Source organism: Novosphingobium sp. HR1a, assembly GCF_015594425.1.
Classification (GTDB): Bacteria; Pseudomonadota; Alphaproteobacteria; order Sphingomonadales; family Sphingomonadaceae; genus Novosphingobium; species Novosphingobium resinovorum_A.
On record NZ_JABXWS010000102.1, the window covers coordinates 122,744 to 140,789 of the forward strand.

Below are 18,046 nucleotides of genomic sequence, written 5' to 3' on the forward strand. Positions count from 1 at the left end.
TGAACGTAACACTTAACGATCTTCGCCTAAAGCTTTCGCCGGAGAACGAACAACGGTAGAGTCATATGTGGACGGCTCCCTCTTGCAAGACGTTTGAGCGGTTATTTTGACCAGATCGCTTGCTACCATATGTCCGACCTGTCTTTGCGGCCGTGTATAGCCGCTGGCCAAGATGGTTTCCGCGAGGTGAGTTCCAAACAGGAAGGCGACTGTTTGACAGCCACTGACTCTAACGGAGTGTCTCACGTTACGGATCGATCGATCAAACCACCTACTCGTTTCTTGCAAGATCCCACATCAGCTCAGCACGGTAGCATTCTATGATTGCTAACCATGACAGGCCAATCTCTCACGCTGCCTTTTTCAGAACTGGTTGGGCGGTTATCGCCCTGTAGCTTTCGCCGCTCACCATCAGCTTCCAGGCGATGCGTGCGATTCTGTTCGCCAGAGCGACGGCCACAAGTTTGGGCTTCTGGCTCCGTTCCAAAAGCTTGACGAGCCAGGGCGACGAGTTCTTGCTGCGCCCCGCCCTGATATTTTTGAGAACGGAGGTGGCGCCCACGACCAGCACGCTTCGCAAGTGTTCGTCTCCACCGCGCGTGATACCGCCGGGACGAGCCCGACCTGCCGTTGAATGATCCCTGGGCGTGAGACCAATCCAGGCCGCGAAGTCACGCCCCGATTTGAACAGTCTGGGATCAGGGGTTTTCATCATCAGCAGGGATGCGCCAATCGGGCCTACGCCCGGTATCCGGGCAAGACGCTGGCTACATTCATCGTTGCGATGCCACTCCATGAGTTTGGCTTCGACTTTTTCGATTTCTGCCTGCAACAGCTCATACTCGCGCCGATGAAACGCAAATAGTTCACGGGATAGCTCCGGCAAACTACCATCGGAGGCGATATCGCCAAGAAGCAGCTCAATCCTCGATATGCCTCTAGCTGCCGTAAGCCCGAACTCTGCGGCATAACCGCGAATTGCGTTAGCCAGCTGGGTTCTGTTCCGGACCAGCCTGTCTCGCATACCTACCAGCATCAGAGCCGCTTGCTGGTCCGCGGTCTTGACCGGCACGAAGCGCATCGTCGGGCGGCTCATCGCCTCACAGAGGGCCTCGGCATCGGCCGCATCATTCTTTCCCCGCTTCACGTACGGTTTGGCCAACTGCGGAGCGATCAATTTCACCTCATGCCCGAGTGAGCCAAGGTGCATCGCCCAGTGATGAGCGCTGCCGCATGCTTCGATCGCGATGACGGTTGGTGGCAGATCCTTGAAGAAAGCAAGCATCTGCGTGCGGGTCAGCTTCTTGCGGAGAACGGGCTTTTCCTCCGCGTTCACGCCATGCAACTGAAAGACATTCTTTGACGTGTCGACGCCAATACGGGTAATCTGCTCCACGGACGGCCTCCCTCGTTTGAGTCTTTCGACAAGCTCAATCTGGCACATTGCGATGCCGTTGGGAGCCGTCCACCCCAACAGGAAGTGGCGCGGTGTCGTGCGGCGCGCCTGTGGGGCTTGCCAGACGATCCGTTTCCACTCCCTGCTCATCGAACCGGACGTGCAGATCTCCCGCATCCGGCTCTCGAACAAGATATCACGCCTTCACCCACGGCGGGCTGCGGCCAAGCTCGCCAGACGTACGAGGCCGAAGCACTCGTGCAGCTCAGGGTCGTGATAGGCTCCCTCGCGCTTTCGTCTGGTCTTGTGCTTGCCGCGTAGCCACCGGCGCAACAGCACCGCTGTGTAGACACGCCTGATCGGATCGGGTCGGTACGTCTCCTTCCTGAGCGACAGGGCCAGTTCCGCCCGCCACCGCTCGACGCCATAGTCCTCGATATCCGCAAAGTTCTGTTCATCCACACCCGGCGCGCCCTTATTGGAGCGACACTGGGCGGAGGCATGGGCCAGAATGTGATCGCGGCTAATCTTGTCGTACAGCGCGTAAAACCGGTAGCCGACTTCTGCCTTCGCTTTCGCGCGCAACGCCTTCTGCAGTTTCTGGACGCTTATCGGAGTTGATAGGTTTCCCAATCTCCTGCCCCTCACCACGTGTTGCGTGCACTTTCCTTGCGTACATGCTGTCGCCACTACCCCGGTGCAGCAGACGGGTTCGACGTCGCTCAAACTCGCCCGTCCATATCAGCCTTCCCCGTAAGGGTTAACGGGTCGGCCTGCACATCGACCTTTTCGAGGATTGCTAAGCGTTCACTCACGTTACGGCCTGTACGCTCGCACGATCACCTACGTGACCGTTATCCGGCGGCTTCAGACATTTCGTCACCTCCATGCCTGCCCCGGTTGCTTCCGGCTGGAGCATCGCCGGGTCGGCCTCTCACCCACTGGAAAGTGCCGGCTTTGCACGGCGCACACCCTTCTCGGTCGCTCAAGCGCAAGATTTTCAACTCTGGCTGTCGACCGTCCGCTAATCTAAAGGCTTTGCCCGCAACTGACCTTGTTATGCCTCAGTTATGCCTCATCGTCTTCGATGGTCCTGGATTTAGCGGACTGCGTGCCTCTGATTTGTCATATAGAGGCGTTACGGGGCGGGCGATTTGGTTGGAGGTGCGCGTGCTTTCGTCGACCAGTGGCGCTCCTTACTATATCGCGCAACAAGACTTTGACTGGTGTGCTGTCCAAGTAGCCGTGCAGCGCTATACCCGTGGACGAGGCGCGCGGCATGATATTGCAGACGACATTGCCCAAGAGGTTATAGCAAGGCTGGTTCAACTCACTCGCGAGCAGCAGATCGCGAGTGTATTCGCGCTGGCGTTTCGCATCGCGGACAACCTGCTGATGGACATGCATCGCCGCGAAAGCCGCCTGTCGGCCGAGATCGATGACGATTGGCGAAGCGATGAGCCTTCGTTGGATCGCGTGCTGGATTCGCGCCGGGCTATCGACATCTTCGACCGTTGCCTCAGGCGCATGCCGCAGTTGCGGCGCGAGGTACTGATGCGGCGCCGGCTCCATCAGGAAAGCTGCCGTGCCATCGGCGAGGATCTGGGCATCAGCGCCAAGGCGGTGGAGAAGCACATCACACGCGGCATGATCGACCTGCGCCGTGCGCTCGACCATGCCGGGATCGATCTGGTTGGGCAGGACTGATGGGGCACGATATGCATATCAGGAACCGGCAGGCGATCGACATGCAGGCGATCCAGTGGATCGAACGCCTGAGCCGCCCCGTGATCGACAGCGCCGCTGCGGCCGACTTCGACCGCTGGATCCTCAAGGACCCGCAGCACGTCGAAAGCTATGCCCGCATGAGCGCGCTGTGGCAGTCGGACGGACTGGCAGCCGCACTTCACGATCCCGCCACGCGCCCTGTCGCCTCGAACGACGACGAGGACGCTTGTGATGCGCTGCGGAGCCGCCATCACCTGATGCGGCGACGCACGGTGCAGGCGGTCGCCTCACTGTGCGTGCTGTTGGTCGCCTGCATCGCCGTCCCTCGCCTGCTGGTGACCGACCGGATTTTTGCGACAGGTCACGGCGAGATGCGCACGGTATCGCTGCCCGACGGCTCAACCGTGCGGATGGACGGCGAGACGCGCATCGCCGTGCGCATCACGCCCTGGTCCCGCCATGTCGCGCTGGAACGCGGCGAGGCCTTCTTCGACGTAGCGCACGAGCGGATGCGCAATTTCACAGTCGACACCGGCGGCGCCGCCGTATCGGTGCTTGGCACCGCTTTCGACATCGAACGGGTCGATGCCGACACCCGCGTTATCCAGGTCTATCGCGGACTGGTGAGCGTAGAGGCCGGTACCGGACGCGAATGGCGCCTGCCCGCAGGCAGCGGGCTGGAGATCTCGGGCGAGCGCGTGCGCAGCCTCAAGGGCGTGGAAAGCGATCGACCCGACTGGATGAGCGGTTGGTACGAAGCCAACGACGCGCCCGTCACACAACTGGTGCAGCGCCTCAACCGCACGGCGCCCAAGGCTGTGGCGCTGGCCGATCCAGCCCTCGGCGAATTGCTGGTGACCGGCCGCTTCCAGACCGGCGACGCTCGCGGCGTGCTCGATGCGGTGGCGGCAATCCACGATCTGCACTGGCGGGAAACTAATGGGGGCTATCTTTTGGAGCGGTAGAAACGCCTAGCCCATGATCGTCATCGAATATTCACATTAAAGCCATGAAATTGTAAGAAAATTATTTTGTCGGGTTTTGCCTGCCAGCCGCGTCTGAGCCCTGAACGCTAAGTTCAGCTGGGGGTATTTCTTCGATGTTTCTTCCGTACCGGCCCGCCGTATCGGCGCTGGCCATAGCCGTGGCGACCGTCTGCACGACACCCGTTGCCGCAGCCGAGCGGCGCTACGCTTTCGCGATCCCCGCGCAAGATCTCGCGCATGCGCTGCAGGAATTCTCGCGCATCACCGGCGTGCCCGTCGCCGCTTCGTCGGACGCGCTGCGCGGTCGTCGCAGCCAGGCGGTTTCGGGCACGATGTCGGCGCACGGCGCGCTCCAACTGCTAATCGGCGGCGCCAATGTCGATACACAGCGACGCGGCGGCACGATTATCGTCAAGCCGCTGGCCGCCCGCATCCAGCCCGCCGCCGCACTTACCAAACCCGCGCCGCGCAGTGCCGCGTCCGCCCCGGCCTATCGTCCGGCGGAAGCGCGAATGGCCGAAGAAGAGCCTGCGGACAGCGAGATCGTCGTCACCGGCTATGTCGAGGCGGTGCAGAAGGCGCTTGAGGTCAAGCGCAAGACCGACGTCGTCTCGGACACCATCATGGCCGACGACATGGGCAAGCTGCCCGCCAACAACGTGTCCGAAGCACTGTCCCGCATGCCCGGCGTCAACGCGGTGCGCGATTCCGCCACCGGCGAAGGCGATCGCATCACCGTGCGCGGCATGTCCACCGAACTGAACAACTACTCGATGAACGGCGTGCGCGTGGGCGGCGCCGGATCGCGCGACGACAACTTCTTTCGCGGCGTGCGCCTGAGCGTGCTGCCGCCCGACGGGATCAAGCAGATCACCGTCTACAAGACCCTCACCCCCGACCGCGACGGCGATGCGCTGGGCGGCTCGGTGGACATCTCGACGCCGACCGCGTTCGATCAGGATCCCACCTACTTCCGCCTTTCAGCCGAAGGCGGCATGCTCGACAAGTTCGATCACAAGAAGTCCGCGCAGGTATCCGGCGCGTTCTCGCGCCAGTTCAGCGACAACTTCGGCGTCTTCGTCTCGGGCAGCTACAGCCGCCGCAAGTCGCAGTTCGAACAGAACGGCGTCGATGGCGACAACCAGCCCGACACCTGGTACTCCGACAGCGAGACGCTGGGGTGGGATCCCAACCGCTTCGTGATGCGCGGCATGGACCTGGGCTTCGGCGAGACCGACGTGGAGCGCTTCGGCGGCAACACCAGCGTCGATTACCGCTCGGACAACCATGACCTACATTTCCGCGGGCAGTACAACAAGTACCGCAAGAAGGAATTCCTCAACCGCCTGAACTTCCGCAACGACACCTCGAAGAACTCCACCCGGCTGTCGCAGGTGGACACCGACGACACAAGCCTTGCGCAGCCAGACGACAGCGTGGTCGGCTACGACGATGCACTGGGCCGCATCTACAGCTACTCCACCGACCAGATCGTCGATCGCGACGGCGACGGCGTCATCACCGACGCGGACCGGTCGGCCAAGTCGTTCTACAGCCTCAACGGCGGATCGGGCACCTGGGACCCGCAGGGCTTCCGCCTGCGCCGCTTCTGGGAAGCCACCAACGAAAGCGGCAGCCTGGCCTCGGCCAACCTCGGCGGCGTTTCGCGCCTTGGCACCGTGACGATCGACTATGACGTGTCCTACGCCAAGTCGGAAGACAATCTGGACGACGGCTACACGCTGGAATTCCGCAGCGACAAGTACGGCTGGCTGGGCAACACTGGCGTGCTGTTCTCCAGCAGCGAGGATTCGCGCTTTCCCAAGTGGCTGCTCAACGACGCGGGCCTCGAAGCGGTGCAGGACCCGTCGGAATATGTCTTCAGCAGCCTTGAGGGCGAAGTCGGCGGCAGCAGTGAAAGACTGTGGCAGGCGCAGACCAACGTGCTGTGGAAGCCGGACAGCGCCTGGCTGGAATCGGTCAAGGTGGGCGGCAAGTTCTACAACTCGCGCCGTTACACCTACCAGGGCTCCTTCCTGAACCTCGAGACCGACGGCACGATGGCCGACTTCTCGCAGTTCTACGGCGCGGACGTGACCAGCCTGTTCGGAGGCGCCTACACCGGAGTCTACCGCCTCGGCCAGACGCTGAACAACGCCAAGATGCTCGCCGAACTGCAGCGCGCCGAAAAGGGCGAGAGCACGATGTTCGAAGGCGTGGCGACCGATCCCTCCCAGGCCGTCCTCTCGAACGAGGACAGCTTCCGGTTCAATGAACGCGTGATCTCCGGCTACGCCATGGCGACCGCGCGCATCGGCAAGGCGCAGATCATTGCCGGCGTCCGCGTGGAAGCCACCCGCAACACGATCGACGCCTACACCATGGACGAGGTGCAGGGCGCGCGCTTCACCACCGATACCAGCAGCTTCGCCAACGTATTGCCCTCAATCCACGTAAACTACGACTTCGACCGCAAGACCCGCCTGCGCGGCGCGGTGTGGACCAGCTTCGCCCGCCCCGACATCGCCCGGATGAGCTCCGCGCGCGAATACAGCTACGATACCGATCCCGATGGTGACGGTGAGGAGAACCCGACCTCGGACTGGGTGCTGCTCGCGATCGAGCAGGGCAACCCCAACCTCAAGCCGATGCGCTCGCTCAACCTCGACATGTCGCTAGAGCACTATGCCGGGAACACCGGGTCGTATTCGGTGGCGCTGTACTACAAGCACATCACCAACTTCCTGTTCCGCTCCTCGTCTTCGAACATCCGCGACGGAACGCTGGGCGAGAACGTCGACCCTGCGGGCGTGGCGATCTCTATGCCCAACAACGGCAAGTGGGCCGAAGTCTACGGCGTGGAGTTCAGCGTCCAGCAGCAGCTGCCCTGGCTGCCCGGCATCCTCAGCTCGCTGGGCGTGGGCGGCAACCTGACGCTGCAGCGCTCGAAGGCGGTAACCGGCCTATCGTGGCACCCCGAGGGCTACACCCTGCCGCTGATGGAAACGCCCGAGACGGTCGCCAACCTGCAGATCTTCTGGGAGCGCAAGGGCTGGGAAATCTACGGCGCATGGAACTACCAGTCGGAGTTCATGGGCGGTATCAACGACTTCGGCAACAACCCCTACGAACAGGGCTACAGCTTCGTCGACCTGACCTTCCGCAAGACCTTCATGAAGAAGTCGTCGATCCAGTTCCAGGTCCGCAACCTCTTCGATTCCCACACATATTGGGAAACCGTCTCGTCCGGCACCGGCGCCAGCCGCGCTTACGTCAAGAACGGCCGCAGCATGACGCTCGGCTTCAACATGATCTTCTGAGGGGAACAAGGATGACTGCGACCCGAACCCTTGCCAGCGCGCTGTTGCTGAGCGCGTTTCCCCTCAGCGCGGCGGGAGCGGCAGATGCCGTTCCCGCCGCACCCCCGGCCGTAATTCTCGCCCCGGCGACGGTGAATCCCGAGCGCATCGTGCTCAACCTCACCGCCGACCCGGCGAGCGAGATGGCGGTGACCTGGCGCTCGGCGCCGGGCTCCGCCGGGCAAGTGCAATATGCGGTGGCGACCAGCGGCCCGGACTTCGTGAAGTCCCCGATGACCCTCGCCGCGACGACCGACGACGCCGTCCTGCCCGTGCGCGAGGATCCCGCCTTCCGTGCCGCCTATCACTCGGCGGTGCTGAAGGGCCTGCAGGCCGACACCGTCTACGCCTACCGCGTGGGCGACGGCACGCATTGGTCTGAATGGCTGCAGTTCCGCACCGCCTCGCGCGAGGCGAAGCCGTTCCGCTTCATTTACATGGGCGACATGCAGAACCAGGTCCTGTCCGAAGCCTCGCGCACGCTGCGCATGGCCTTCCGGCAGGCGGGCGACGCGGCGTTCACGATCCACGCGGGCGATCTCATCAACCGCCACGACAGCGACGCCGAATGGGGCGAATGGTTCGCGGCCGGCGGCTTCCTCTACGCCCAGACGCCGCAGATGCCGACGCCGGGCAATCACGAATACGTCAAGGACGAGGCGGCCCGCGCCGGCTCCTCGATTAACGGCCAGTGGCGCCGCCAGTTCACCCTGCCCGAAGACGGCCCGGCCGACGTTCCCGCCAGCCGCGAAACGAACTGGTACACTGACTATCAAGGTCTGCGTCTGATCTCGATCGACTCGATGCAGGTCGACCGCGACGAGAAGGCCCGCAATTCGATCATCACGTGGCTCGACGGCCTGCTGGCGCACAACCCCAGCCATTGGACGGTAATGTTCCTGCACTTCCCGCTGTTCTCCAGCGAACCGGGCCGCGACAACCCGAAGGTGCGCGCGGCACTGAAACCCCTGATCGACAAGTACAAGGTCGATCTGGTGCTGCAGGGCCACGACCATGGCTATGCGCGCGGCGCAATCGGCCCAGACGGCCCAACCACCGACGATGCTGGCTCAACGTATGCGGTGTCAGTGGCCGGCCCCAAAATGTATGATGTCGGCAGCCTGCCCTGGGCGCGCAAGTCGGCGTCACGCACGCAGGCCTATCAAGTTATCGATGTGAGTCCGGATCACCTGACCTACCGCGCCTACACTGCCACCGGCGAAGCGCTCGACGAAGTCTCGCTGCGCAAAAGCGCACGTTGACGGCCAGGATCTGGAAACCATCGGTTCGGAAGCAAGCTTTCCTCGCCGCGACGGGCACCTTAGCCTTCGCGACGAGGATTCTTAAACCGCCTGCGGATAGCAAAGGTAACGTGTCAGAACTAATCGCATCGATGGGCATTAAATACTTTGCCAAGGCGGTCTATGGTCAGAATTTGACTGTCGTCAATCTATCCGGCCGTCGAGCTGCTCATTTTTGATCCCGACAAGCTGACCGTCGGCTTACTGTACTTTTAAGATCATAAGCCCCGGTAAACTCGACGCGGCTCAGATCAGCGCTCACCACTGCGGGTCGGGAACACCGGGCCTCGCACAGTCATTCTCTCAGGATCGAACGGTCTTTGGAGCGCGCAGATTTCGTCGTAGGAACCGCTGAGCCATATATCGACGTCCGTGGATTCAAGGATTGTCACCATGGCCTTGGGATGAATCGAGCTGACGAGCGAATTGGCATCACACGTGACCATGGCGAAGGCGTTGCCACCGTCGGTCGGCTTCCACAACCCGGCGACCGGAAACAATGGCTGGTCGATCACCGAAAACCACATCTCGCCCTTCAATTGCGGCTTGTCGTCGCCGAGATCATGCTTGTCCGGCGTGAACTCGCAGAACTCGGTGAGCGGCACCACGCACCTGTTCTCGGGTCGCTCGGCGAGATCACGCCATTGCGGCATCGCCAGGTTACGCACGTTGGTCATTGGCCAGGCCGCCTTGCCGCCCAGGACATCCCAGGTCATGACATCCCATCCTCGCACACCGCCTTGTTCGCGTATGACGTAGGACCGGCCTTTGGGTCGCAGTTCTTGGGGATCAAAGCGATTGTCGCGTGGGCGCTCGCTGAAAAGCTCGGCGACCGATCCCCAGATCGTCTCGATCTCGCCTTTCATGCGGGCCCGGTTGCACATAAGCTTGTTCCCGATAAGTCGATGCGCATCTCTACGGTCTGAATGCCTTCATTACCATCGCGACGGGCGCATGACCTTTGTAGCTTGCCCTGCACTGCAGAGCGTCCTCATAAATCGCCGTCAGCCACCGATACTGCGGACGTTAGTCGCCTGCCTACCGCGGTGATCTGCTCGGCGACGACAAACGCGATACCGGAAGACCGGGATTTCGCCGAAGCAAGGCGCAGGAGACAGGCATGGGCAGTGCATGCAATGAGACCTACGCAATCAGGCCAGAGCGCGCGCCTTTGCTTCAAAGGCCGCAGCGCGGCGCCTGAAACGTTCCGCGAGGCTGCCCCTGGCACTGGCGGCCCTTTCACGCTCTTCAAGCGCGCGCTGCCGAAAGTAGGCAGCGTCTATCTGGTCGAACACGATCATCTCTCCTTGCGAACGCCTTTGGCGTTTCGAGCCGTGCCTCTACCAGTGATTCGCGACAAAATCACGACATCCAGTCAATAATTGAATTACTTCGCCGTGAATTAGCGATGTAACCAATTACATATTTTGATCTCGCTCTAAAATCTCTCTGCAAGGATTATAATATCACGGCGCATATGCATTGGACATGCTGCGGAAGGTGATGGACCACCGCGGCATTTCCATCTCGGCGATACTGTGCTCCCAATCGTATCGAACACCCCCGCTCATGTGATATCCTGCACGTGGTTCCAGAGGCAGTGAGGCCCGCGCGAAGCCTGCGCCGCGCCGTTGCCGGTAGCGCATCGTCGCGGGCTCTCCGAGCGATATGCCGATGATGTGCTCGTAGACCGGGCGATCCCTGTGCCAGCCGATGCCCGCACCTGGATCGTACCGGATCAGCAAGGCCTGGATCAGCAGTTCGGGAACAAGGCCGGCAAAATGCGCTGCCCGATCACGAAAGGGCTCCAGCCAGTCCGGGATCGGCGGCGCTTCCATGGGCTTGCCCGCCTCGAAGTCATAGCACCACCCGAATGATGTGGTGAGCCGTTTGCCGGTCCATCCCCGAAAGCGGAACGGCTTCAGATCGCTCTCGTCGATCCTGCGGATCAGCATCTGCTCCTCCGATCGATCGATGATGTCCGGCCGCTCGGCGAGACCGGGCAGAACGGGCGTATCGAACAGGTCCAGCATCATGCCGCCTCGCTTTCGCCGAAAATCGGCAATTCGACCCCGGCGGCCAAATCCGCCGCCGGGGCCTCACCGAAATTCGACACCGTCACGCCAACCAGCCGGATGCCCTTTATCGGCGGCAACACCGTGCGTACGAGATCGATGGCGCAGCGCTGGAGGTTCTCCCGGGTCACGATGACGCTCGCCTGGCTGCGGCTGCGTGTAATCTGCTGGAAGTCGCCGTACTTGATCTTGACCGTAACGGTCCGCCCGAACGTTTCGCGCGCCTCGCACCAGCGCCAGACGTCATCGGCCATCTTCAGGATACCGGCCTCGATCTCGCCGGGCTCCGTCAGGTCGCGGTCGAACGTCGTTTCCGACCCGGATGACTTGCGTACCCGGTTGGGATTGACCGGGCGATCGTCAACGCCGCGCGCGATCGCGAAGTACCATTCTGCCGAACTGCCGAAGTTTTGCTGCAGGAAGCCTAGCGACTTTGCCCTGAGGTCCGCACCGGTTTCGATACCCAGCCGCTTCATCTTCTCGGCCGTCACCGGCCCCACCCCGTGAAAGCGGCTGACCGGCAAGGTCTCCACCCATGCTTCGCCCATATCCGGGGTGACAGCGAACTGTCCGTTCGGCTTGCGATGGTCGGATGCCAGCTTCGCGAGGAACTTGTTGTACGAGATCCCCGCCGATGCCGTGAGCCCGGTCTCGTCGAGGATGGCCTTGCGGATGGCCTTGGCCGTTTTCCAGGCTGTCTCGATACCGCTCTTGTTCGCTGTCACGTCGAGATAGGCCTCATCGAGGGAAAGCGGCTGGATCAGGTCAGTGTAGCGCGCAAAGACCTCATGGATCTGGCGCGACACATCCTTGTAGACCTCGAAGCGTGGCGGCACGAAGATCAGTTCCGGACAGCGGCGCAGTGCTGTTACCGAGGGAAGCGCTGACTTCACGCCGAACTTGCGCGCTTCATAGCTGGCCGCCGCGACGACACCTCGGGACGCGCCATGCCCGACGGCTACCGGACGTCCCCGAAGGGCTGGATCATCGCGCTGTTCAACGGAAGCAAAAAAGGCATCCATGTCCACGTGAATGATCTTGCGGATGGCTGAGTCGACCATGTGCGGGCCATAGCATGGCTGGAACAAATAACGAACATTTTATGCGAGGCCAGATGACCCCCGGGCGCGTGCACAGGACTTCTGCGCTTACGCAGCCCCGTCTTCCTCGTATCGACCCGCTAGCCGCAATTGCCTCACGATGCCGTTGAACGCGGCAGTCACCCCCTGCGCCCTGCCGATCTCGTTGCCCTGCCCTGCAGCATCCCAGTAGAGCTCGAGCGGCCAGCGCTCGCGGCAATGCGGGAGCAGGCACCGCAAGGCGAGGCGCACTTCGACGCTGTCGACCCGGCCGTCCGCACAGCGCACCACGCCGCCGCGCAGGATATGCACCGAAAGCGCGATGATCACGCGCTGATGTCTGGGAAGGGTGGCCACAGGTCAGTGAAAATCATGCGACTTGAAGCGAACCACGTCTTCGGGATCGCGGCCATCGGCATGCGGCGGCCAGTAGCTGTCGTGGGGTCTGGGGCTCCATTTTCCCTTGCCACGGAGAACGTCACCGCGATCCGGCGCGCTGGCATGGCGCGCTCCGTCACCCCTGCCCGTCTGGTGCGGGAACGACATCTCGCCAACCTTATGCAGCAGATCGCCATGATCGATGATCCGGTCGCAGATGACATGGATCACCTCGCCCTCCTTCTGCACCCGCCCCTTGAGCCCCACCATCGAGGCGGACATCACGGTGCGGCGCTGGGCCTCGAAGCGATCGGGCCAGAGGATGCCGTTGGCTATCCCGGTCTCGTCCTCGATGGTGATGAATAGCACGCCCTTGGCCGAGCCCGGCTTCTGGCGGACGAGGATGATACCGGCGACCTCGACCTTGCGGCCATCGCGGATATTCGTAAGGTCTGCGCAGCGCGTGACGCCGCGCCGGGTCAATTCATTGCGCACGAACGTGAGCGGATGGGCACGCAGCGAAAGCTGCAACGATCGATAGTCCTCGATTACTTCCCGGCCATCGGTCAATGGGCGCAGCGCGACCTCCGGTTCGACACCTTCCGCGCTCTTCACTTTTGCTGCACGATCCGCTGCAGCAAAAAGCGGCAGCGGAGCTTCCCCAAGGCCCCGCACCGTCCATAGCCCCTGCCTCCGGTCGGACCCGAAGGCGCGGAAGGCGTCGGCGTCCGCCAGCTTCTCAATCGCGGCGCGCGGAACGCCGGAGCGGCGCCAGGCATCCTCGACGGACTCGAACGGGATCTCTCCACGCGCACCGACGATGCTGGCGCCATCGGCATTGGAGAGCCCACGCACCTGCCTGAAGCCGAGCCGCACGGCATGGTATCGACCTCGTGTCGGCTCGAGCGAGCAATCCCAGCGGCTCGCGTTTATGCAGACCGGCCGGACCTCGACGCCGTGCTGGCGCGCGTCGCCGACGATCTGGGCCGGGGCATAGAAGCCCATCGGCTGCGCATTCATCAGGGCGGCGCAGAAGACGTCCGGGTGATGATGCTTCATCCAGCTCGAGGCATAGGAGATCTTGGCGAAGCTCGCGGCATGGCTTTCCGGGAAGCCATAGGAGCCGAAGCCTTCAAGCTGGCGGAAGGTGCGCTCGGCAAAGTCGCGCGGATAGCCGCGGCCGACCATACCCTCGATCAGCTTTTCGGAAAAATGCGAGACCCCGCCTGTCATCTTGAAGGTCGCCATCGCGCGCCGAAGCTGGTCAGCCTCGACGGCGGTGAAGCCCGCGCCGACGATCGCGACCTTCATCGCCTGCTCCTGAAAGAGGGGCACGCCCAGCGTCTTTTCCAGAACCGCGCGCAGTTCGGGCCGCGGGTATTCCGGCTTTTCCAGCCCCTCGCGGCGGCGCAAATAGGGGTGGACCATGTCGCCCTGAATCGGGCCGGGGCGGACGATCGCGACCTGGATCACCAGGTCGTAGAAGCGGCGCGGCTTCATGCGCGGCAGCATCGACATCTGCGCCCGGCTCTCGATCTGGAAGGTGCCAAGCGTGTCGGCCTTCTGGATCATGGCGTAGACGTCGGGATCATCGCTCTGCAGGTCGGCAAGGCCGACTCTCAGACCCTTGCTTTCCTCCAGCATGTTGAAGGCCCGGTTCAGGCATCCCAGCATGCCAAGACCCAGCACATCGACCTTCATCATCCTGAGCGCATCGATGTCGTCCTTGTCCCACTCGATGATCTGGCGGTCGGCCATTGCTGCGGGCTCGATCGGCACCAGATCATCGAGGCGATCGTGCGTGAGCACGAAGCCGCCGGGATGCTGGCTCGACTGGCGCGGCACGCCGATCAGCTGGCGCGCGAGGTCGAGTGTCAGGCGCAGCCGCCGATCCGACATGTCGAGATTGAGTTCCTCGGCCTGCTTCTCGCCCACGCCTTCGGCTGACCAGCCCCAGACCAGCCCTGCCAGCGACGAGGTCAGGTCCTCTGGCAGACCCATGGCCTTGCCGACATCGCGCACTGCACCGCGCGCGCGAAAGCGGGTGACGACCGCGGTCAGCGCCGCCCGGTCGCGCCCGTAGGTATCGAAGATCCACTGGATGATTTCCTCGCGCCGCTCATGCTCGAAATCGACGTCGATGTCGGGGGGCTCGCGCCGCTCGCCCGAGACGAAGCGCTCGAAGAGCAACTCGTGCTTGATCGGATCGATCGAGGTGACGCCGAGCACGAAGCAGACGCAGGAGTTGGCGGCCGATCCCCGGCCCTGGCACAGGATGCCGCGGCGCCTCGCCTCGGCGACGATCGAATGGACGGTGAGGAAGTAGGGCGCGTAGTTCAGCTCGGAGATGAGTTTCAGCTCATGGGCGATCTGGTCGCGGTAGTCCTGCGGAGGATCGCCGCCGAACATGGCGCCCAGCGCCTCGCGCGCCATTGTCTCCAGCGCCTGCTGCGCGGTCAGCCCCTCGATCACCTGCTCCTGCGGGTAGTGATAGGTGAGGTCGCCAAGCGAGAATGTGCAGGCCTCGGCGATATCGACGCTGGCGCGCAGGGCATCGGGATAGGCGGCGAAACGGCGCTGCATTTCCTCCGCAGACTTGAGCGCGCGGTCGGCATTGACCTCGCGGCGATAGCCAAGGTCGTCGACCCGGCAATTGTGCCGGATCGCGGTCACCACATCCTGCAGCAGCCGGGCATCGGGCGCATGGTAGAGCACGTCGCCGGTGACGACGGCGCGCACCCCGGCCTCCCTCGCCTGGCGCGCCAGCGCGTCGATCCGCACGGCATCGCCCGGGCGGCGGCGCTGGAACAGCGCCATATGCGCGCGCCTGCCATAGACGGACCGCAGATCGACGAGCGCTGCAGCATTCTCGGCATCCGCCTCGTGCGGCAACAGAATGGCGATCACGCCCTCGGACCAGGCTTTGAGCTCATGCCAGTGCAGCAGGCACGCCCCCTTCCCAGCCCGGCGTTTGCCGATGGTGAGGAGGCGCGTGATCCGCGACCAGGCTTGCCGGTCAGTCGGATAGAGCAGCAGACGGCGACCGCAGGACAGATCGACCCGGGTGCCGGCGATAAGGCGTACCCCGGTGGCCTTCTCCGCCTCCCAGGCGCGGACCACCCCGGCGACACTGCCAAGGTCGGCAATGCCGATGGCGGAATACCCGAGCTTCGCCGCGACCGAGAACAGCTCGTCCGGGCTCGAGGCGCCGCGCAGAAACGAGAAGTGCGTCAGCACCTGAAGTTCGACGTAGGCGGTCATGCGAAGACCCCGTGCATCCACCACGAGAGATCGCCGGTCTCGCCGGCAACGCCGTCGCCGCGGCGGAACACCCAGTAGCGCCCGCCCCCCTCGTCCTCGACCCGGTAGTAGTCGCGCACGGCCCAGACTTCACCGTTGCGCCGCCACCACTCGCCATGGATGCGCTCGGGCCCGTCGCCGGCCACGACCGTGTAGGACCGTCCGCGCCATTCGAAACGGCGCGGAGGCTGATCGGGCAGCAGTGCGATGACGCGCGACAAGGGCTCGGGCCGCGCGAACAACCGCACCGGCCGCTGCCACGCCGGCCAGGAGCCGGCTGTCGCGATCGGGCTGGTCGGCCTCACGGCACGTTCGGGCACATGGCTCTCGACCGGCGCAATGCGGAAAACCGCGCCCTGTCCGATCCTGCCTGCCACGACGTCGACCAGGCGCGCCGGATCGCGCACCGTACTTTCCCCAGCGAGGATCGCCCCCAGGTTCTCGGCATCGAGCGGCTCGGTATGCGGCGCCAACAGCCTGAACTGTTCAAGACCCATGCCAGGATCGATGCGCTCGATTCTGAGCTTCAGGAGGCGCAGCAGGTGCGCCACCTCACGGCTCGGCCGGGAAGTGCCGATCGTCACCACCTGCTCGCCGCCGTCGATCCGTAAGGCGCAAAAGCGCAGTGAGCGCGCGCCCAGGCCTTTGCGCTGCAGCACCTCTGCCAGATCCCTCAGCAGGTCGTGCATGACCTGAGCAATCGCTTCGGCCGTGCCGATCGGTTCGAGCAAACGACGCTCGACCGCCGGGGTGACGATATCCTCACGCGGCGTGATCGGCTCGGCCTTCCCGCCGAGCGCCTGATCGAGCCGATCGATGGCGGCGAGACCCAGCCTGCGTGCCAGGGGCCCGCGCGCGACGGGCAGCAGGTCGGCAATCGTCTCGAAGCCGAACTTGCGCGCGGCGACGAGAGCGCCGCTTTCGAGGCGCAGCGCCGCGACCGGTAGCGGCGACAGGGCTTTCAGCACGCCGCCGTGCGGGATGATCCCAATATCCTCGCGGCCGTAGCGGGCCAGCGCGTGCGCGGCGCCCGGGGTCTCGGCGATCGCGATGCGCGCCGTGAAACCGGCTCGGCGACAGAAGGCGTGGAGACGCTGGCAGAAGCGTTCCTCCCCGCCATGAAGATGCGCGGCGCCCGTCAGGTCCAGCCAGACCCCGTCAGGCGGCGCGACCGCGACGATCGGCGACCAGCGGCGAATGCCCAGCAGCGCGAGGTGGTCGAGCAGCGCCGCGTCGGCCTCAGGCTCCGCCACGCGGAAATCGAGATCGGAAACGAGCGCACGAGCGTGCGTTGCCGCCATGCCGACATGGATGCCCAGCGCTCTTGCCGCCGGACAAGCCGCAACGATCTCGTCGCGGCGGCCGACCTTGCCGATGAGCGCCAGCGGGGCAGCCATGACCTGCGGTGCATCGCCCGCCTCTTGCGATACCACTGAAGAGACCGTCCGCTTGAACGGATGCTCTGCCGTCTCGGAGCGCCGTCCCAGTTCGCGCATCGGCGGCTTGGCGTGCAGCGGCAGCGCCGCGATCTCGCGCTCGACATCCAGGCGTGTGCGGTCCTCGCCCCTGACGGCGCCCTGCCCTCCTGCGTTCTGCCGCTCGCGAGCCCAGCGCGCACCCGGTCGCCATCCGCCCCCGCGAGGGACCGAGCAGGCACCGGGATTGTCGTCGACGGGAAGCTGGAGTGCGCGCGGCTCAGGCCGCGGCGCGGCGAACCGGTCCTGCCGTCTCAGCCGTTCGATGGCCAGGAACGGCAGGAACAGCGAGACGACCCGTCGCATCGCATCCCTCCACGATCAGGGAAAAGCCCTCGCCGCCGCGCTGGCGTGCGAGTTCGACCAGCCAGCGCGGGCGTCCGACGCCGGCGACGCCGAGCCGCTCGGAGGGCGCACTGGATATGCGCCAGCGCGTCCAGGCCGCCGAAGGGTCGGCAAACGGGTCACGATCCCGCCCGCGGTGACGCCGCAGCAGGAGCACCGGAATGTCGGCCTCGGCAGCCGCAAGCTGCAGGCGGCGGGTGGCAACCATCGAAACCTTGCTGGCTTCAGCGACGACGGCCGCCGGCGTTCCATCGCGTAACGCATCCTCGACCACGGCGAGTAGCGCCGCATCGTCGCGCGGCTGCGCGTGGATGACGTCTGCGGAAGCCAGGCCCGCCTGTTCCAGGCCCGGTGCGTACAGGTCATTGCGGCAGCTGACCCACAGGACCGGTGCGGCGGAGCAGCGGGCTTCGCGCGCGGCGATGCCGGCAAGGAACAGCGTAGCCGCGGCATCATCGACCAGCGAGCAGGTCAGCGCGGTCGCTTCATGCAGGGCGCCGGCGCGCAGGCCACCGGATCCGAGGCGGCCATCCAGAGCATCCATACCAAAAGGCATGGTCCGATGATCAGCCAGCGGGGTCGCCAGCGTGCGGAGGGCATCGATGCCCGGATGCGTAAGCGATG

14 protein-coding genes are annotated in these 18,046 nt (G+C 64.0%); 4 read left to right on the top strand and 10 right to left on the bottom strand.

Annotation, left to right across the window (positions count from 1 at the left end; translation table 11 throughout):
* Window positions 1-349: 349 nt before the first annotated feature.
* Both HWN72_RS27090 and HWN72_RS27095 read right to left on the bottom strand, forming a co-directional pair.
* On the bottom strand, window positions 350-1,396 hold the full coding sequence (locus tag HWN72_RS27090; protein WP_211151873.1) for an IS110 family transposase: 1,047 nt from the start codon (window positions 1,394-1,396) through the stop codon (window positions 350-352).
* A 204-nt stretch (window positions 1,397-1,600) separates the two neighbouring features.
* The gene (locus HWN72_RS27095; protein ID WP_211151874.1) at window positions 1,601-2,029 is read right to left on the bottom strand and encodes a hypothetical protein; all 429 of its coding nucleotides are present in this window, start codon (window positions 2,027-2,029) and stop codon (window positions 1,601-1,603) included.
* 537 nt (window positions 2,030-2,566) lie between these two features.
* Here HWN72_RS27095 and HWN72_RS27100 point away from each other — a divergent pair.
* From HWN72_RS27100 to HWN72_RS27115, 4 genes are all read left to right on the top strand, one after another.
* Window positions 2,567-3,103, top strand: a complete 537-nt coding sequence (locus tag HWN72_RS27100) for an RNA polymerase sigma factor (protein WP_211151875.1) — start codon at window positions 2,567-2,569, stop codon at window positions 3,101-3,103.
* Between the two features lie 11 nt (window positions 3,104-3,114).
* On the top strand, window positions 3,115-4,089 hold the full coding sequence (locus tag HWN72_RS27105; protein WP_211151876.1) for a FecR domain-containing protein: 975 nt from the start codon (window positions 3,115-3,117) through the stop codon (window positions 4,087-4,089).
* 134 nt (window positions 4,090-4,223) lie between these two features.
* On the top strand, window positions 4,224-7,430 hold the full coding sequence (locus tag HWN72_RS27110) for a TonB-dependent receptor (RefSeq protein ID WP_211151877.1): 3,207 nt from the start codon (window positions 4,224-4,226) through the stop codon (window positions 7,428-7,430).
* Window positions 7,431-7,441: 11 nt separating this feature from the next.
* Window positions 7,442-8,731, top strand: coding sequence for a metallophosphoesterase family protein (locus HWN72_RS27115; protein ID WP_211151878.1), 1,290 nt, complete (start codon window positions 7,442-7,444; stop codon window positions 8,729-8,731).
* Window positions 8,732-9,021: 290 nt separating this feature from the next.
* Here HWN72_RS27115 and HWN72_RS27120 read toward each other — a convergent pair whose 3' ends face one another.
* The 8 genes from HWN72_RS27120 to HWN72_RS27155 all read right to left on the bottom strand — a co-directional run bounded on the left by HWN72_RS27120 (window position 9,022) and on the right by HWN72_RS27155 (window position 17,978).
* Window positions 9,022-9,654 (bottom strand): SOS response-associated peptidase family protein, encoded by a 633-nt coding sequence (locus tag HWN72_RS27120; protein ID WP_211151879.1) that lies wholly within the window; start codon window positions 9,652-9,654, stop codon window positions 9,022-9,024.
* Between the two features lie 267 nt (window positions 9,655-9,921).
* Window positions 9,922-10,071, bottom strand: a complete 150-nt coding sequence (locus HWN72_RS27125) for a hypothetical protein (protein WP_211151880.1) — start codon at window positions 10,069-10,071, stop codon at window positions 9,922-9,924.
* Between the two features lie 165 nt (window positions 10,072-10,236).
* Entirely contained in the window at window positions 10,237-10,806 is a 570-nt protein-coding gene (locus HWN72_RS27130) for an alpha-ketoglutarate-dependent dioxygenase AlkB (RefSeq protein WP_211151881.1), read from the bottom strand.
* Window positions 10,803-11,906 (bottom strand): DNA polymerase IV, encoded by a 1,104-nt coding sequence (gene dinB, locus HWN72_RS27135; protein WP_211151882.1) that lies wholly within the window; start codon window positions 11,904-11,906, stop codon window positions 10,803-10,805. Before dinB ends, HWN72_RS27130 begins: the two co-directional genes overlap by 4 nt.
* A gap of 87 nt (window positions 11,907-11,993) precedes the next feature.
* Entirely contained in the window at window positions 11,994-12,254 is a 261-nt protein-coding gene (locus tag HWN72_RS27140) for a hypothetical protein (protein ID WP_231958432.1), read from the bottom strand.
* A 30-nt stretch (window positions 12,255-12,284) separates the two neighbouring features.
* Window positions 12,285-15,563: an error-prone DNA polymerase gene (locus tag HWN72_RS27145; protein ID WP_211151883.1), complete on the bottom strand. Its 3,279-nt coding sequence runs from the start codon at window positions 15,561-15,563 to the stop codon at window positions 12,285-12,287.
* Window positions 15,560-17,383, bottom strand: coding sequence for a DNA polymerase Y family protein (locus tag HWN72_RS27150; RefSeq protein WP_211151884.1), 1,824 nt, complete (start codon window positions 17,381-17,383; stop codon window positions 15,560-15,562). The genes HWN72_RS27145 and HWN72_RS27150 overlap by 4 nt, the downstream gene beginning before the upstream one ends.
* Entirely contained in the window at window positions 17,298-17,978 is a 681-nt protein-coding gene (locus tag HWN72_RS27155; RefSeq protein ID WP_069710177.1) for an ImuA family protein, read from the bottom strand. The genes HWN72_RS27150 and HWN72_RS27155 overlap by 86 nt, the downstream gene beginning before the upstream one ends.
* Window positions 17,979-18,046: the final 68 nt, after the last annotated feature.

Coding starts and splice junctions, on each gene's coding strand:
- dinB (WP_211151882.1), bottom strand. CDS start 11,906: ATGGTCGACTCAGCCATCCGCAAGATCATTCACGTGGACATGGATGCC.
- HWN72_RS27120 (WP_211151879.1), bottom strand. CDS start 9,654: ATGTGCAACCGGGCCCGCATGAAAGGCGAGATCGAGACGATCTGGGGA.
- HWN72_RS27130 (WP_211151881.1), bottom strand. CDS start 10,806: ATGATGCTGGACCTGTTCGATACGCCCGTTCTGCCCGGTCTCGCCGAG.
- HWN72_RS27125 (WP_211151880.1), bottom strand. CDS start 10,071: ATGATCGTGTTCGACCAGATAGACGCTGCCTACTTTCGGCAGCGCGCG.
- HWN72_RS27115 (WP_211151878.1), top strand. CDS start 7,442: ATGACTGCGACCCGAACCCTTGCCAGCGCGCTGTTGCTGAGCGCGTTT.
- HWN72_RS27145 (WP_211151883.1), bottom strand. CDS start 15,563: ATGACCGCCTACGTCGAACTTCAGGTGCTGACGCACTTCTCGTTTCTG.
- HWN72_RS27105 (WP_211151876.1), top strand. CDS start 3,115: ATGCATATCAGGAACCGGCAGGCGATCGACATGCAGGCGATCCAGTGG.
- HWN72_RS27150 (WP_211151884.1), bottom strand. CDS start 17,383: ATGCGACGGGTCGTCTCGCTGTTCCTGCCGTTCCTGGCCATCGAACGG.
- HWN72_RS27110 (WP_211151877.1), top strand. CDS start 4,224: ATGTTTCTTCCGTACCGGCCCGCCGTATCGGCGCTGGCCATAGCCGTG.
- HWN72_RS27155 (WP_069710177.1), bottom strand. CDS start 17,978: ATGCCTTTTGGTATGGATGCTCTGGATGGCCGCCTCGGATCCGGTGGC.